A 16088-nucleotide genomic window follows, 5' to 3' on the forward strand; every position below is an offset into this window, starting at 1 on the left:
ATACCAGGCCGTAAGCCGTGCCCCCTCGTGCCCCATCCGTGCCCGATAGAGCGGGAAGCCAGGGGAAACAGCGGTGACCGACGGGTACGCGAAACGGCAGCGGCCCCCGACCAAAGATGCTGGTCGAGGGCCGTAATGCACCGCGGTGGGTGTGGGATTTGAACCCACGGTGACATCGCTGCCACGACGGTTTTCAAGACCGTTCCCTTAGGCCGCTCGGGCAACCCACCCCTGCGCCGTCCCGCCTGGGGCGGAGCGGGTACAGCCTACCGGCCTCGGTCGGCGGGTGGGGCTCCCGGTTCGCAGTGGGGAGTGCGGGTCGTGCGTGCGCGGAGGTGGGTGGGGCGGCGGGTCCTCAGGTGCTTCGAGTAGGGGAGGCGATCTCCCAGGCCGCCTCGATCATCGGGAAGACCTCGTCCACCGCGGCCTCCGGGTCGGGCGCCTCGCGGGCCAGGGAGTAGGCGTCGATCACGAATCTGGCGATCGTGCGGCCGGCCGTCGCGCTCAGTGCGAGGTGGGGGTCGGCGGCGATGGCCGTGGCCAGCGCGTCCGCGTGGCGCAGGCGCATCGAGTCGTCGTACTTCCGCAGGGCGGGTGACGTGTCGATCATGCGCCAGATCGGGGCGGCGCCGTCCGCCGTGCAATGGCGTACGAGGGCCAGGATCTCGCGGCGCAGCGCGGGGATGAGCGGCTCGTGCGGCGCACGGTCGGTGACCGCCCGCGTGAGGCGTTGCTCGAAGTCCTCGTCCTGCTCGAACACCAGGGCCTCTTTCGAGGCGAAGTGGGAGAAGAGCGTGGTGACGGCCACGTCGGCCTCGGCGGCCACGTCACGGATGCCCACCGCGTCGTACCCGCGTTCCAGGAAGAGCCGCAGCGCGGTGTCGGCGATCTTCTGGCGGGTCGCGGCCTTCTTGCGCTCACGGCGTCCGGACTGCACGGTCATGGGCGCACGCTATCAGGTACGAAACAATAACCGTTATTAAAAGCTAACTGTTAGTGCTAACGTCGGCCGCATGAAGAAAGTGAGCTTCGCCGAGTTCGGCGGTCCGGATGTCCTGGAACTCATCGACGCCGAGGAGCCCCACGCGGGCCCCGGCCGGATACGCGTCGCCGTGCGGGCGGCCGGGGTGAATCCCGTCGACTGGAGGGTCCGTGAGGGCCAGGTCCTGGGCGCCCATCCGATCGAGTTGCCCGCCGGGGTCGGGCTGGACGCCGCCGGGGTGGTGGACGAGGTCGGTGAGGGCGTCGAGGGGGTCGAGGTCGGTGATCACGTGTTCGGCGAGGGGGCGAGCACCTATGCCGAGTTCGCCGTGCTGTCGGCCTGGGCCCGTATGCCCGAGGGCCTGACGTTCGAGGAGGCGGCCGGGTACCCCTCCGTGGTGGAGACCGCGCTGCGGATCATCCGCGAGGTCGGTGTGCGGTCCGGGCAGACGCTGCTGGTCAGCGGTGCGTCCGGGGGAGTCGGATCGGCGGTGCTGCAGATCGCCCGCGACCGCGGGATCACGGTGATCGGCACGGCCGGCGCGGCGAACCAGGAGTACCTGCGCGGCCTGGGTGCCCTCGCGACGACGTACGGCGAGGGCTGGGTCGAGAGGGTGCGGGGGCTCGGACGCGTCGAGGCGGCCCTCGATCTCGCGGGCTCGGGGGTGATCCGCGAACTCGTCGAGCTGACCGGGGATCCGGAGAAGGTCGTCACCATCGCCGATCTCGGCGCGCCGGAGTTCGGCGTCCGGTTCTCCGGCGTGGCCGCAAGCGTGCCGGCGGCGCTCGCCGAGGCCGTCGATCTCATCTCGCGGGGCCGGCTCCACATCCCCGTCGAGAAGTCGTACGCGCTCGGCGAGGCCGCCGCGGCACACGTCGACAGCCAGGCCGGTCACACGCGCGGGCGGCGGGTCGTGATCGTCTGAGCCGGGTGGGTCGGGTGGGGCGGCTGGGGCGGTGGGGTCCGCCCCACTGAAGCGGAAACGGAAAGATACGGCGGCGCTCGCTCCGTGTTGCCGGCCACCGAACGCACTTCACCACCGGGGCGGACCCCGGTGGTGAAGTGGATCGAGCGTGGATACGGGATCAGTCGTCGCCGAGCTTCGAGCCCAGGGTGACTTCGGCCGTGTGCTGCTTGCCGCCGCGCTCGTAGGTGACCGTGACCTCGTCGCCCGGCTTGTGGGTCCAGATCTCGCCGATCAGGGTCGGGCCGCTGTCGATCACCCGGTCGTCGAGCTTCGTGATGACGTCCCCGGGCTTGAGGCCCGCGTCGGCGGCGGGGCCGCCCGGTTCCACGGGCTCGGAGCCGCCCACGCCCTGCTCGGTGAGCTTGGCGCCGTTCGTCGTCTCCTCCAGGGAGACGGAGGCGCCGATCTTGGCGTACACCGGCTTGCTGGTCTCGATCAGCTGCTTGGCGACGAACTCGGCCTGGTTGACCGGGATCGCGAAGCCCAGGCCGATCGAGCCGGCCTGGCCGGTGCCGAAGCCGCCGTTGCTCGTGGACTGGATCGCGGAGTTGATCCCGATGACGTTGCCCTGCGCGTCGAGCAACGGACCGCCGGAGTTGCCCGGGTTGATCGACGCGTCGGTCTGCAGGGCGCTCATGTACGACGCCTTGCTGTCGGCGCTGCCGTCGCTGGAGGCCACGGGGCGGTTCTTGGCGCTGATGATGCCCGTGGTCACGGTGTTGGACAGGCCGAAGGGGGCGCCGATGGCGATCGTGGAGTCGCCGACCGCCACCTTGTCGGAGTCGCCGAGGGGGAGGGGGTTCAGGTCCGACGGGGCGTTCTCGAGTTTGATGACCGCGACGTCGTAGCCCTGGGCGTGGCCGACCACTGTGGCCTCGTACTTCTTGCCGTCGGGGAAGGTCGCGCTGAGCTTGCCTCCGTCGACGGCCTCCGCCACCACGTGGTTGTTGGTGACGATGTGGCCCTGCTTGTCGAAGACGAACCCGGTGCCGGTGCCGCCCTCGCCGTTGCTCCCCTCGGCCTGGATGGTGACCGTGCTGGGCAGCGCCTTGGCGGCCACGCCGGCCACGGTGCCCGGTTCGCGCTTGACGGAGCCGCCTGTGTCGGAGGCGGAGACCGTCGTGGAGCCGCCCTCGTCGTTGTTCTTGGCCAGGGTGTAGCCGAGACCGCCGCCCAGACCGCCCGCGACCAGCGCGGCGATCAGGACACCGGCGACCAGGCCGCCACGGCCGCGGCCCGACTTCGGGGCGGGCGGCTGGTACGAGGCTCCCCAGCCACCGCCGGAGCCGTCCCCGGAGCCGTCCCCGAAACCGTTACCGCCGCCCGCACCGTCGTACGCAGGGGTCGAGGCCGGGGTCGGCGTGCCCGGCGGCGGGGGCGGGGGCCAGGAGGCGTCCGGAGCCGTGGATCCCTGAGGGGCCTCGGGTGTGGCGGCGGGGGCCTGGTGCGGGGTGTGCGGGGCGGGGGGCTGGGCGGAGGCAGCGGCAGGAGCATCCACCGGCACGGGAGGTGCGGACGGGGCGGGGGGTACCGCGGTGCCCTCGTTCTCGGTGCTCACAGCTTCTCTCCTCGTTCCACGGCTGTTTGTCGCTCACCCTGTCGCTCACCCTGGTCGCGCTCAGCAACGCTCACGCGCTGCTCCACGGTCCGGCGCGATGCGGATGTGCTGGTGCTTTTGTATGCCATCAGCTTTTCCCACGGGCCGTCAGAGCACCATAAGCGGTTGCTGTGGGTCTCCGACCGTCCTTTATATGGGTTATCCAAGACTAAACGGACGTGCTGCCGATTCCGCCGATGGCACGTCTACCCGCCCGCGGTGGCACCATGACGCGGTGACCCACCCACGACAGCACCGGATTCAGGTCGTCGCCCACCGCGGGGCCTCCGAGGAGGCCCCCGAGCACACGCTGGCCGCGTACCGGAAGGCGATCGAGGACGGGGCGGACGCGCTGGAGTGCGACGTGCGCCTGACCGCCGACGGCCACCTCGTCTGCGTGCACGACTGGCGCGTCAACCGTACGTCGAACGGCCGCGGCGCGGTGTCCGCGCTGGAGCTCGCCGATCTGGCCGCCCTGGACTTCGGCGCCCGCCGGACCCGGGAGTTCTGGCGGACTCGCGACGAGCAGCCCGACTGGGAGCACCGGCCCGAGGACCGGGAGGAGACCTCCGTCCTCACCCTGGAACGGCTGCTCCAGCTGGTCTCCGACGCGGGGCGCCGGGTGGAGCTGGCCATCGAGACCAAGCATCCGACGCGCTGGGCGGGACAAGTGGAGGAGCGGTTGCTGCTGCTCCTGAAGCGGTTCGGCCTCGACGCCCCCGCCTCCGCCGAGGACTCCCCGGTGCGTGTGATGAGCTTCTCGGCCCGCTCGCTGCACCGGGTGCGGGCCGCGTCGCCGACGCTGCCGACGGTGTACCTGATGCAGTTCGTCTCGCCCCGGCTGCGCGACGGGCGCCTGCCCGCGGGTGTCCGGATCGCGGGCCCCTCGATCCGGATCGTGCGCAATCACCCCGCCTACATCGAGCGCCTGAAGCGGGCCGGTCACCAGGTGCACGTGTGGACGGTGAACGAGACCTCCGACGTGGATCTCTGCGCCGACCTGGGCGTCGACGCCATCATCACCAACCGGCCACGCGCGGTCCTGGACCACCTGGGCCGCTGATTCGTCCGCAGCCCTTGACCCGGCGGCCCGCCTGCTCCATTCTCCGGTCTCGGCCACACCGACCAAATCCAGCCAAGCGATTACGGGGAGTGCTCCGGCGCGTTCGGTGCGTGTTCGACCGTGTCGAATGCGTCACCGTGCGGGGATCGGCCGGTTTCCGGCTCAGGGCGATGGGGCATCCACACCGTGGCGTGGGGCAAAGGAGGTCTCGGGGGTGGCGTTGGTGGTGGCACAAGAGGTGCCCACGTCGTCGAGCATGGCCGTGCCCCATGGCCCTGCGGGCGTGGGGGAAGCGAGACACCGCATGCGTGATCAGTTGCGCGGAGGCGGTGTGGCGGAATCGGTCATCGACGATGCTGTACTGGTCCTTTCCGAACTGTTGAGCAACGCGTGCAAGCACGGCCGGCCGCTGGGCGACGCCCTGGCCGGGGACGGCGATGTCCGCGCCGCCTGGCAGGTGGACGCGGCCGGCCGGTTGTTGGTGGAGGTCACGGACGGTGGCGGCCCGACCCGTCCGGCTCCGGCGACGCCCTCGGTCACGGCGCACGGCGGCCGCGGGCTGAACATCATCACGGCTCTCGCCGACGACTGGGGCGTACGGGACGACGCGTGCGGAGAGGTCACGGTCTGGGTCGTCGTCCACGACGACGTGCACGACCCGGACGCCGGGCACCGGCGCGACGACTTCGCCGCCCGGATCTCGGCACCGGCGGTGTCGGAGATTCCCGGCCTGGACTTCGCGGACGCCTTCGACGACCTGGGCTGACGCGGACGCCTTCGACGACCTGGGCTGACCCGGCGGCCCGCCCGCCGGGAAGCCGGGGCTAGGGGGTGTCGTTTGGATCAGGCCGGCTCCAGGCAACGGTGTGGTGTTGGCGACCCCGGCAAGATCCAAACGACACCCCCTGGTTGTCCACAGGCGACCCGTCGTCCACAGGGTCCCGTCGGCCGGGGTGGGAACGGCTAGGCTCGCGCCCGTACGAGTCGAGCCGTAACCGGGAGACACCCACGATGGCCAAGAAGCGACCCCAGACGAAGGCCAAGCGGCCCCAGCTCGACGATGCCGAGGTCCCGGTCGTCGGCGCCCGTGAGCCCTGCCCCTGCGGCAGCGGCCGCCGGTACAAGGCCTGCCACGGCCGGTCCGCCGCACAGGCCACGACCGCGCTGGTGCAGCGCCCGTTCGAGGGGCTGCCCGGTGAGTGCGACTGGGTGGCGCTGCGGGAGCTGGTGCCCGCGGCCACGGTCGGGCTGACCCTGCGGGACGGCCTGCCCGAGGGCGTCCCGTCCGTCACGCTGGCCACGGTGCTGCCGATGGCCTGGCCCGCCCTGCGCCGCGACGACGGCTCGGTCCTGCTCGGCCTGCAGAACGACACGGCGTCGGGCGACATCAGCCGCGACCTCGCCGACACCCTCGCGCAGGCGCTGACCGCCCCGCCGGGCACCCCGGTGCAGGGCAGGCGCGCGCCGGCCGACGGTCCACGGCTCCAGGACCTGCTCGCGTCCGAGGGCGCGTTCGAGCCGGAGGTGCACGCGGGCTTCGAGTTCTGGGTCCCGGACCCGGACAACGCCACGCCGGAGGTGACCGCCTCCCTGGAGCGGGCCAACGCCGCGGCCATCCCGACCGTCCGGCTGCGGAGCGTGGACGCCGCCTACTGGTGCGAGACGCCGGACAAGAACCACCTGCGCTGGGTCATGCCGCACGAGGAGGAGCGGCTTCTGGACGCTCTTGCCCGGCTGCACGCCGCGGGCCGGTCGTCCCTCGGCGAGGGCACCCGCCTCGTCGGCTCCTTCCGCGCTCACGGGCTCACCGTGCCGGTGTGGGACCTGCCGAGCGAGGTCACCGCGCAGGACATCGAGAAGCCCGCCGCCGAGTTCGCCGAGCGGCTCGCCGAAGCCCTGGCTGCGGACTCCCCGCTCACCCACGACGAGCGCCGCGCCCGCGGCGGCCTTACCAACCGGCAGGTCACCCTCAGCTGACGCACAGCCGCGGAAGCCGCTCGGACTGACCGACCGGTCAGCCCGAGCGGCGGCCCGTGGACGGGTGACTCCAGTCACAACTCCCGGCGGAGACAGGCCAGTCGGTGACCGGAAAACAGGAGATCGAATTTGCTAACCGCCGATCTCTTGTTACCGTTCGAGTAGCCCGGTTGCTGGTGCATCCCCCGTCGCCAGCAACCGGGTCTTTCCATGCGCCCGGTCGCACACGCACCGCAGTCGCGCGTCAACTGCCCGTTTCCGCAGGTGAGTTGCCTTCGCCGTCTCCGCCGCCCCGGGCAGCTCCGTGACCCGCCCTGCTCTCGGCGTAACCGGTGTTCCCGGTCCCGGCGTTCTCGGTATTCCCGGTGTTCCCGGTGTTCCCTTCGCCCGCGGAATTCCCGTTGCTCCCGGTGCGCAGCAGAAGCGGTCCGTATCCGGCCCGGCTCGCGAACTCCGCGACGGCGGTGTACCCCGCCAACCCGCCCCGGGTGCGTTCCGGCGGCGTCTCGCAGGTGCCCGGCGCGTCCTCGGCACTCACCGCGCAGCGCATCCGCACGCTGCGCCCGTCGGGCCCCATGAGGCTCAGCACGGACTCGAGCGGGCCGCCGGTGGCGTTGCGGTAGTAGGTCCGCGCCCAGGTCTCCGTACCCCGGGCCAGGACACAGGTCTGCGCCTCGACGCCCGCGGGCGAGGTGAGTTCGGGACCGCAGCGAGCGGCCAAAGCGGGGCCGGGCGGCAGCGGGGAACGGGCGGGCGCGGCCCCGGCGCGGTCGGCGCCCTCGGCCGCCGCCCCGCCCTCACCGCCCTCACCGCCCTGCGAGAGGAGGGGGACGGCCGCGGCAGCCTTCGCGTCGGTGTCGCCCGACGGCCCGGCGGACGCCACGGCGAACGGCAGTACGACCGCGCACGCCACAACAGCCACGAGCCCGTACAGGCGGACCCGCAGGCGATCCGGCCTGCCACGATCCGGCCCGTCAAGATCCGGCCCGCCGCGACACGGCCCGGCGCGGTGCGGCCCGGCGCGGTGCGGCCCGACGGCGCGGTGCTCCCCAGCATGAAGCGGCATGGTCGGACGATAACGACCGAGAGCGGACGCGGACCCGGCGCGCGCCGGACACCCCTACAACTCGGGCGCGCTCACACCCGTACGAGTGAGGGCGTCGACCACCGCGTCCACCACGGCCTCCACGTCGGGCACCCAGGGTGAGGCGGAGCCGGGCAGCGGCGCCCGTTCCCAGCGGACGGCGCCGGCGCCGGTCTCGGACGGGGGCAGCGCGAGGTAGCCGCCCTCGCCGTGGAAGCGCAGGGAGCCGGGGACGAAGTCCTTGGCGTAGAGCAGCTCGCCCAGCTGCTCCATGGAGTACGGCCTGACCAGCAGCGCCCATCGGGTGGGCGAGGCCACGACCGGGCCGATCCGCAGCCCGGCGCGGTCGAGCGAGGCCAGGGCGTGGGCGGCCGGCAGCGCGGGCAGGGAGACGGCGCACGGGGCGCTGCCTCCGGTGGCCAGGACGATCGGCGCGGTGGGCCGGTTGGTCCACCACCAGCGCACCATGCGCTCATTGGTGGTGGCCGCGAGGAGACCGGGGTCGAAGGGATGCGCGCCCGGCACCGTGCACTCCGGGTCGGGGCATCCGCAGCGCGACCGCGCCCGCGGGTCGGCCGCCGCGCCCGGGAGTACGGGCCACTGCCATTGTGTCGCGTAGGTCAGAGCCGCGCCGATCAGCTCAGGCCGCCCGTCGTCGTGCTGGGACAAGGGCCTGCGTCGCCTTCCGAGGATCTCGCGCATGAGCGCTCGTTCCTTTCCGTTGCACGCCTGGCAACACCGTGGTCACTTCACACCATGTGTCGATCACTTCGCTGTGCGTTGCTGGTGGCGCATCACACCCCTGCCGAGGGGCACCCCCACGGGAGACCATGGGAAACACCTCTGCCAAGGGCAAGGGAAACCCCTGTGGGTCGAGCACTGACTGCGTCCGTGACGGTTCCGACCACACTGCGTCTGTCAAAAGCATGGGCGTGGCGCGGGGGTGGCGAAGTCTGGCGTTTTGCCGTCGCGCGTACTTCTCTCCGCCTCCGCCACGGGAGGATGGGGCACGGTCGTCGGTGGATAGGACGCCCGGGTCCGTCGCCAGGTTCCAGGTGGCCCCCAACCACCCCTGGCCTTCTCCGAGTACGTACCCATCACGACCGCTGTGACGCTCCGTGAAGCACCCCCAGTCGACCGCAACAAGGCGTCCTCTGGGGCAGTTTCAAGCCAATTTCGCTTTTCCGCAAGGGGTAGAGAAGGAGGCCGCTCGCACCCCATGGACACCAGGAAACCCGGCAGGACAATGCTGGACATCCCCTTACGAGTGCGTGTACATGTGGAGACACTGCTAGCGGCGCAGAATGACATGGGGGTTTGCGATGCTTTTGAGCAGTAAGCGCCGGTCGGAAGGCCGGACGCCATGAACGCCCCGCACCCTGCGAAAGTGGCCGGAATCGATTCAACGGTTCCGACCCCCGCACACACTGTCGCGTCCACGGCCACGGGTACCTCCCCGGCGACCTCACCAAACACCACGGACGCCACAGCCGTTACGGACGCCTCGGACGCCTCGGGCGCTCCTTGCGCCGCCCCCGGTGCCCTGCTCCAGGACCGGCTCGCCGGCTGGATCTCGGACCTCACCACCCTGCACGAACTGACCGAGCGCCTGGTCCGGACGGACACCCTCTCCGGCGGCCTCCAGGAACTGCTGAGCGCAGGAGCCGCCCTGGTGGGCGCCCGGCGCGGACTCGTCGTCCTGGAACCGGCCGACGGGCTCGGACCCGACACCACCATCGGCCTCGGACTCGCCCGCGCCGACCTCGGCCACATCGAGACCGTGCCCCGAAGTTCCCTGTCCTACGGGCCGATTCTGGACGGAGCGCCGACCGGTGAGGGCGGGATCGCCGAGCCCGACCTGCTCGCCGAGAAGAGCCTCGACCCCCGCCACCGCGAGGTCGCGAGCCGCCTCGGTTACGCCGCCAGCTACGCGCTCCCCCTGTCCGCCGAGGGCACCGGGCGCCTCGGCGCCGCCGTATGGCTCTACGACGAGCCCGCCGAACCGGATGAGCGCCGGCGCCACCTCGCCGGCCTGTACGTGCGGTACGCCGCACAGCACCTGACCCGCCTCCTCGAGGTCGAGCGCACCCGCACGTCCATGGCGACGATGGCCGAGGAGCTGCTGCCCTCCCGCCTGCCCCGGGTGCCCGGCGTGCAGCTCGCCGCCCGGCACCGCACCGGTCCGCGCGGCGGCGGCGACTGGTACGACGCGCTGCCGCTGCCGGACGCGGCCCTCGGACTCGCCGTCGGCTCCGTCACCGGGTCGGGACCCAGCGCGGTCGCGGCGATGGGGCGGCTGCGCGCCTCGCTGCGGGCGTACGCCGTGATGGAGGGCGAGGACCCGGTCGCCGTCCTGTCCGACCTGGAGCTGCTGCTGCGGCTCACCGAGCCCGCCCGCTCGGCCACCGCGCTGTTCGGCTACTGCGAGCCCGCGCTGCGCCGGATTACCCTGGCCGGCGCCGGACACAGCCCGCCGCTGCTGATCGGTCAGCGGCGCACGGAGTTCGTCGAGACCTCCGTCTCCGCACCCCTCGGCATGCTCGCCTGCTGGGAGGCGCCCAGCGTGGAGCTCCAGGCCGAGCCCGGAGAGACGGTTCTGCTGTACACCGACGGGCTGCTGCACCGCACCGGCGACCCGGCCGACCGCGCCTTCGCCCGGCTGCACGCGGCGGCGGCCGGCGTACCCCGGGCCGAGCGCCGCGACCCGGGCGCCGTCGCCGAGCACGTCCTGCGCACCGTGCTGCCGGACGGCAAGGCGGAGGCGGACTCCGAGGAGGACGTCGTTCTGCTGGCGGTCAGGTTCGAATAGTTCGAATAACGGACACTGACGCCTCGTATGTCCCGGACAACGGACGGTAGCGACCGCCCGTAACAGGCCCTTCGGCCCTGTGCCCCCTTCCGTACGACCGTACGATGGGGGTCGTCCAGTGCCGTATCGAGGAGGATGACGTGGCGGAGGAGCTCACCCCGGCAGTATCTGATCCTGCTGCTGACGCAGCGGGCCCGGAGACCGAGACCGAGGAGCCCGAGGAGCCCGGCAAGCAGCGCAAGAACGGCCTGTACCCGGGCGTGTCCGACGAGCTGGCCGAGAACATGAAGTCCGGCTGGGCGGACACGGAGCTGTACGACCTGGAGCCGATCGCCCAGGCCGCCGAGACCGCCACCCGCCGTGCCGCCCTGTCCGCCCGCTTCCCGGGCGAGCGCCTCGTGATCCCCGCGGGCAATCTGAAGACCCGCTCGAACGACACGGAGTACTCCTTCCGCGCCTCGGTCGAGTACGCGTACCTCACCGGCAACCAGACGGAGGACGGCGTCCTGGTCCTGGAGCCCAAGGGCGACGGCCACACCGCGACGATCTACCTCCTGCCGCGCTCGGACCGGGAGAACGGCGAGTTCTGGCTGAGCGGCCAGGGCGAACTGTGGGTCGGCCGCCGCCACTCCCTCACCGAGGCCGGAAAGCTCTACGGCATCCCCGCCTCCGACGTCCGCGAACTGGCCGACCACCTGAGCGAGGCCACCGGCCCGGTGCGCGTCGTGCGCGGCTACGACGTCGGCATCGAGGCCGCCCTGACCGACAAGGTCACCGCCGAACGAGACGAGGAACTGCGCGTCTTCCTCTCCGAGGCCCGCCTGGTCAAGGACGAGTTCGAGATCGGCGAGCTGCAGAAGGCCGTCGACTCCACCGTGCGCGGCTTCGAGGACGTCGTGAAGGTCCTCGACAAGGCCGAGGCGACCAGCGAGCGCTACATCGAGGGCACCTTCTTCCTGCGCGCCCGCGTGGAGGGCAACGACGTCGGCTACGGCTCCATCTGCGCCGCCGGACCGCACGCCTGCACCCTGCACTGGGTCCGCAACGACGGCCCGGTCCGCTCCGGCGACCTGCTGCTGCTCGACGCCGGCGTGGAGACGCACACCTACTACACGGCGGACGTCACGCGCACGCTGCCGATCAACGGCCGCTACAGCGAGCTGCAGAAGAAGATCTACGACGCCGTGTACGACTCCCAGGAGGCCGGCATCGCGGCGGTGAAGCCGGGCGCCAAGTACCGCGACTTCCACGACGCGTCCCAGCGTGTGCTGGCCGAGCGGCTCGTCGAGTGGGGTCTGGTCGAGGGCCCCGTCGAGCGGGTGCTGGAGCTCGGTCTGCAGCGCCGCTGGACGCTGCACGGCACCGGCCACATGCTCGGCCTGGACGTCCACGACTGCGCCGCCGCACGCGTGGAGTCCTACGTCGACGGCACGCTGGAGCCCGGCATGGTGCTCACCGTCGAGCCCGGCCTGTACTTCCAGGCCGACGACCTGACCGTGCCCGAGGAGTACCGGGGCATCGGCGTGCGCATCGAGGACGACATCCTCGTCACTGCCGACGGCAACCGGAACCTGTCCGCCGGCCTGCCGCGCCGCTCGGACGAGGTCGAGGAGTGGATGGCCGCGCTGAAGGGCTGACCCGCGATTCGACGGCCGGGCACACCACACGGGTGCCCGGCCGTCGGCGTACGCGCAGGGGAGTCCCCGCTCACACGGCCACCAGCGGGGCGTCCTCACGCCACTTGAGGATCTTGTCGAAGCTCACCACGGCACCGGCCCGCCCCGGCGTACTGCCGATGTGGACGTGGTCGGCGAGTTCCCTGATGAGGCACAGGCCGCGACCGCTCTCGGCCTCCACGGGCGCCGGGCGGGCCACACCCTGCGGACGGCCCGGAGCGACGGCGGGGAAACCGGGGCCCGTGTCGGCGACCTCGATACGGCACCGCTCGCCGTCGAGGTAGGCCGTGACGCGGTACGCCTGCGAGGGCCCGCCGGACCCGTCGTCGCCTCCGTGCTCGACGGCGTTCGCACAGGCCTCGCTCAGCGCGACGGAGAGGTCGAAGGAGATGTCGGGGTCGACGCCCGCGGTCTCCATGGTGCCGATCAGCAGGCGGCGGGCCAGGGGCACGCTCGCAGCCTCGCGCCGCAAATGGAGTGACCACCAGATGCTCATGCTCCAGCCTCCCGGCCGCGGCTCGACATACCGTTACGTATTGCCCCTCACACCCCGGTGTAAGCCCGCTCTCCCCGTGACACCGCTCATCTGGCGGATGCGGCCCTGCCGCCGATCGGTGTATGTGGGGCGGCTCACGCCATATGGTGACCTTCCGTCGCCCTCGGGTGCCTTCCGTCTCCTTCCCTCTCCTTCCATCGTCTTCCGTGCTCTTCCGTGCTCTTCCGACCCTTCCGGTCGTACGGAATCTTGTGGACCTGCCGTACGGCGCCGGGGGCGCCAGTGCGATGATGAGGCCGCCATGACTGCCCCCCACCCGCCAACGGCGCGCTCCGGGAACGACCTCCGGATCCTGCGGGCCGCGGTGTTCGCCGCGGTCTGCGTCGTGCTGGCCGCGGCGGGGCACACCCTGGCCTCCTGCGCCACCGTTCCGCTGTGGTCGCTGGGCGCGGGATTCCTCGGGGCGGTCCTGGTCGCCGTGCCCCTCGCCGGACGCCGGCGCTCACTGCCCGGCATCGTGGTGCTGCTCACCGTCGGACAGACCGCACTGCACGCCCTGTTCGGACTGGGCCAGCACGGCACCGCCGCGGCCACCGCGTCCGGTACGGCCGTCGCGTCCACCGGCGGGCCGGGCGCGTTGTCCGACGCGTCTTTGGTCCAGCAGGCCGCGCGGCTGGTCTGCGGGACCGCCGCGGCGGCGATCAGCCCGACCCAGGCCCAGCGGATCCTCACCGACGCGCGGATCGCTCCGGACCTCCACACCGGCGCGACGCACCACCCCGCCGACGCCCTGTCCCCCGCCGACGCCTCCGCCTCGCTGCTGCCGTCCCTGCCGATGCTGCTCGGCCACGTCCTCGCGGGCCTGGCCGCCGGCTGGCTGCTGCGGCGCGGGGACCTGGCCCTGGCCCGGCTCCTCGAACTGTCGGCGCACTCGGCCCACTCGATGGCCGAGGCCGCGTTCGTACGCGCCCTGCGCGCGGCGCTGTCTCTGGTGCGCACCCTGCACGCCGGGCTCGTCGGCGCCCCCGGCAACGGCCCGCGCCCGCCGCACACCGCCCTGTCGGCGCCGCCGCGGCCCCGTACGACCGCACTCCAGCACACGGTGATCAGGCGCGGCCCGCCCGGCGGCACGTTCGCCCTCGCCGCCTGACACGACGCGACACCATCCGCTTTGGGGAGGGGCCGTCGTCGTGCGGCACGCGCGCGTGCGCGCATCCCTCCCGTCACTCGTCACCGGCTCACCACCGGTGTCCACTCGAAGCGGAGTACTCCGTCCATGAAGGCTTCCCGTATCGCCGCCGCCGGCGCCGTCTCCGGCATCGCCGTCCTCGCCCTGTCCGCCCCCGCGTTCGCGCACGTCAGCGTGCAGCCGGAGGGCGCGGCCGCCAAGGGCGGCTACGCGGTCGTCGACTTCAAGGTCCCCAACGAACGCGACAACGCCTCCACCACCAAGCTGGAGGTCAGCTTCCCCACCGACCACCCGCTGGCGTCCGTGATGCCGGAGCCGGTCCCCGGCTGGAAGGCCGAGGTCACCAAGGCCAAGCCGGCCAAGCCGCTGGAGTCGCACGGCAAGCAGATCACCGAGGTCGTCACCAAGGTGACCTGGACCGCCGACGGCAAGGGCATCGAGCCCGGCTACTTCCAGAAGTTCCCGGTCTCCGTCGGCGCGCTGCCCGAGGACGCCGACCAGCTGGTGTTCAAGGCGATCCAGACGTACTCCAACAAGGAGGTCGTGCGCTGGATCGAGGTGCCGCAGGAGGGCCAGGAGGAGCCCGAAACCCCGGCGCCCGTGCTCAAGCTGTCCGCCGCCGAGGAAGACGCCCACGGCGCCTCGGGCTCGTCCGACGCGAAGGGCGACGACACCGAGGCGGCCGCGCAGAACACCGCCGCCGACTCCTCGTCGGACTCCGGCTCGGGCGACGGCAGCGACACCACCGCCCGGGTCCTCGGCATCGTCGGCATCGTCGTCGGTGCGGCGGGCGTCGCGTACGGCGTACTGGCCGGCCGCAGGCGCGACTCCGGCGCCTCGGCGTAACCAACGCCCGCGCCGGTGCGTCGGCGTGTGACCTAGCCGACGCATCCTCTCGTCCGGTGCGCGCCGGGCATCCTCCGTCGGTCCGACGGAACCCCGGCGCGCTCCGGAGCACCTCACATCTGGGACATTTTTCTATGCGCAAGAAGACGTTCGCCACGGCCGCCCTGCTCGCCGCCGCCTCCCTGACCCTCTCCGCCTGCGGCAGCGGCGCCGACAGCGACAAGCCCGTGACCGTGGTCTCCGAGGACAGCAGCCAGCAGGCCGCCACCGTCCTCGACAAGCCCTTCGAGAAGCCCGACCTGGTCCTCACCGACACCCGGGGCAAGAAGTACGACCTCCGCGAGCAGACCGCCGGCCAGCCCACCCTGGTCTACTTCGGCTACACCCACTGCCCCGACGTCTGCCCCCTGACCATGAACAACATCGCCGTGGCCAAGAAGCAGCTCTCCCAGGCCGAGCAGGACAAGCTCCGCGTGGTGTTCGTCAGCACCGACCCGGAGCGCGACACCCCGGCCGCGCTCGGCAAGTGGCTCAAGGGCATCGACGCGCAGATCGTCGGTCTGACCGGCGACTTCGACACCATCCAGGCCGGCGCCCGCACCCTCGGCATCTCGATCGATCCGCCGACCAAGGACAAGGACGGCAAGATCATCTCGACGCACGGCACCCAGGTCGTCGCCTTCTCCCCGAAGTCCGACGCGGGCTACGTGCTCTACGGCGAGGACGCCACGGTCGACGACTACACCAAGGACCTCCCCAAGCTCATCAAGGGGGAGAACCCGTGAGAGGCCGTTCGGGAAGGCGTTCAGGTTCGGGAGGACATGCGGGAACGTGTCCGGGAGGACGTGCGGGAAGGCGTTCGGGAGGACGTGCGGGAAGGCGTTCGGGAGGGCGCTCCGGTCTCGCCGCCGTGACCCTGGTCGGAGCCCTGGCCCTCGCGGGCTGCGGCGGCTCGGACTCCGGCTCCCAGGCCGCCGGTGCCGAACTCTCCGTCGGCGCCGCCTACATACCGCAGCCGGTCTCCGACTCGATGGCGGCCGGGTTCCTCACCATCACCAACAAGGGCGACGCGGCCGACGAACTCACCTCCGTCACGAGTGAAGCCGGCGACATCACCGTGCACGAAACCGTCGGCGGGACCATGAAGGAGGTCGACCGCCTCGAGGTCCCCGCCCACGGTCAACTCGTGTTCAAGAGCGGCGGAAACCACCTGATGTTCGAGAAGCTGAAGCAACAGCCGAAGCAGGGACAGTCCGTCACCGTCGAACTGCACTTCGCCCACTCCGACCCCGTCACGGTCAAGCTGCCCGTGAAGGCGGCCACTTACCAGCCCACCACTGGACATTCCGACCACTCCGAACACTCCGCACACGCTGAACACTCCGGACACTGAGGGAGGGAC

The 16088-nt window shown here is 71.8% G+C and carries 15 protein-coding genes and 1 tRNA gene; 10 read left to right on the plus strand and 6 right to left on the minus strand.

The features are described 5' to 3' along the window. Window positions 1-143: 143 nt before the first annotated feature. A tRNA-Ser gene (locus tag ACGH7X_RS18970) sits at window positions 144-230 on the minus strand. A 125-nt stretch (window positions 231-355) separates the two neighbouring features. Next, window positions 356-943 carry a TetR/AcrR family transcriptional regulator gene (locus ACGH7X_RS18975; RefSeq protein WP_399886551.1) on the minus strand — a complete coding sequence of 196 codons (588 nt, stop codon included), beginning with the start codon at window positions 941-943 and terminating at the stop codon, window positions 356-358. A gap of 70 nt (window positions 944-1013) precedes the next feature. Here ACGH7X_RS18975 and ACGH7X_RS18980 point away from each other — a divergent pair, with 70 nt between their 5' ends. Further along, window positions 1014-1907 (plus strand): NADP-dependent oxidoreductase, encoded by an 894-nt coding sequence (locus ACGH7X_RS18980; RefSeq protein WP_399886553.1) that lies wholly within the window; start codon window positions 1014-1016, stop codon window positions 1905-1907. A 160-nt stretch (window positions 1908-2067) separates the two neighbouring features. On the opposite strand, the gene ACGH7X_RS18985 is transcribed toward ACGH7X_RS18980, so the two are convergent. Further along, window positions 2068-3507 (minus strand): S1C family serine protease, encoded by a 1440-nt coding sequence (locus ACGH7X_RS18985; protein WP_399886555.1) that lies wholly within the window; start codon window positions 3505-3507, stop codon window positions 2068-2070. Window positions 3508-3781: 274 nt separating this feature from the next. Here ACGH7X_RS18985 and ACGH7X_RS18990 point away from each other — a divergent pair, with 274 nt between their 5' ends. From ACGH7X_RS18990 to ACGH7X_RS19000, 3 genes are all read left to right on the plus strand, one after another. Continuing rightward, window positions 3782-4609: a glycerophosphodiester phosphodiesterase gene (locus tag ACGH7X_RS18990; RefSeq protein WP_399886557.1), complete on the plus strand. Its 828-nt coding sequence runs from the start codon at window positions 3782-3784 to the stop codon at window positions 4607-4609. A 127-nt stretch (window positions 4610-4736) separates the two neighbouring features. Next, window positions 4737-5375 carry an ATP-binding protein gene (locus ACGH7X_RS18995; RefSeq protein ID WP_399886560.1) on the plus strand — a complete coding sequence of 213 codons (639 nt, stop codon included), beginning with the start codon at window positions 4737-4739 and terminating at the stop codon, window positions 5373-5375. 245 nt (window positions 5376-5620) lie between these two features. After that, window positions 5621-6586: a DUF5926 family protein gene (locus ACGH7X_RS19000; protein ID WP_399886562.1), complete on the plus strand. Its 966-nt coding sequence runs from the start codon at window positions 5621-5623 to the stop codon at window positions 6584-6586. A gap of 244 nt (window positions 6587-6830) precedes the next feature. Here ACGH7X_RS19000 and ACGH7X_RS19005 read toward each other — a convergent pair whose 3' ends face one another. Together ACGH7X_RS19005 and ACGH7X_RS19010 are read right to left on the minus strand one after the other, a co-directional pair. Beyond that, window positions 6831-7508: a hypothetical protein gene (locus tag ACGH7X_RS19005; RefSeq protein WP_399886564.1), complete on the minus strand. Its 678-nt coding sequence runs from the start codon at window positions 7506-7508 to the stop codon at window positions 6831-6833. Between the two features lie 198 nt (window positions 7509-7706). Beyond that, window positions 7707-8372 (minus strand): bifunctional DNA primase/polymerase, encoded by a 666-nt coding sequence (locus ACGH7X_RS19010; protein ID WP_399886566.1) that lies wholly within the window; start codon window positions 8370-8372, stop codon window positions 7707-7709. A 661-nt stretch (window positions 8373-9033) separates the two neighbouring features. Here ACGH7X_RS19010 and ACGH7X_RS19015 point away from each other — a divergent pair. Continuing rightward, window positions 9034-10479, plus strand: coding sequence for a PP2C family protein-serine/threonine phosphatase (locus tag ACGH7X_RS19015; protein ID WP_399886568.1), 1446 nt, complete (start codon window positions 9034-9036; stop codon window positions 10477-10479). Window positions 10480-10619: 140 nt separating this feature from the next. Continuing rightward, complete coding sequence (locus tag ACGH7X_RS19020; RefSeq protein ID WP_399886570.1) at window positions 10620-12116, plus strand: aminopeptidase P family protein; 1497 nt, start codon at window positions 10620-10622, stop codon at window positions 12114-12116. A 70-nt stretch (window positions 12117-12186) separates the two neighbouring features. Here the strand turns inward: ACGH7X_RS19020 and ACGH7X_RS19025 are convergent, their stop codons facing one another. Further along, window positions 12187-12651 carry an ATP-binding protein gene (locus ACGH7X_RS19025; protein WP_399886572.1) on the minus strand — a complete coding sequence of 155 codons (465 nt, stop codon included), beginning with the start codon at window positions 12649-12651 and terminating at the stop codon, window positions 12187-12189. 301 nt (window positions 12652-12952) lie between these two features. Between ACGH7X_RS19025 and ACGH7X_RS19030 the strand changes: the two genes are divergently transcribed. From ACGH7X_RS19030 to ACGH7X_RS19045, 4 genes are all read left to right on the plus strand, one after another. Beyond that, window positions 12953-13801, plus strand: a complete 849-nt coding sequence (locus tag ACGH7X_RS19030; RefSeq protein ID WP_399886574.1) for a hypothetical protein — start codon at window positions 12953-12955, stop codon at window positions 13799-13801. Window positions 13802-13927: 126 nt separating this feature from the next. Next, the gene (locus tag ACGH7X_RS19035; protein WP_399886575.1) at window positions 13928-14686 is read left to right on the plus strand and encodes a YcnI family protein; all 759 of its coding nucleotides are present in this window, start codon (window positions 13928-13930) and stop codon (window positions 14684-14686) included. A 134-nt stretch (window positions 14687-14820) separates the two neighbouring features. Then, window positions 14821-15471 (plus strand): SCO family protein, encoded by a 651-nt coding sequence (locus tag ACGH7X_RS19040; protein ID WP_399886577.1) that lies wholly within the window; start codon window positions 14821-14823, stop codon window positions 15469-15471. A gap of 125 nt (window positions 15472-15596) precedes the next feature. Continuing rightward, window positions 15597-16079 carry a copper chaperone PCu(A)C gene (locus ACGH7X_RS19045; protein WP_399886579.1) on the plus strand — a complete coding sequence of 161 codons (483 nt, stop codon included), beginning with the start codon at window positions 15597-15599 and terminating at the stop codon, window positions 16077-16079. The last annotated feature ends 9 nt before the right edge of the window (window positions 16080-16088 follow it).

This window comes from Streptomyces sp. BBFR51 (assembly GCF_044591655.1).
Taxonomy (GTDB): domain Bacteria; phylum Actinomycetota; class Actinomycetes; order Streptomycetales; family Streptomycetaceae; genus Streptomyces.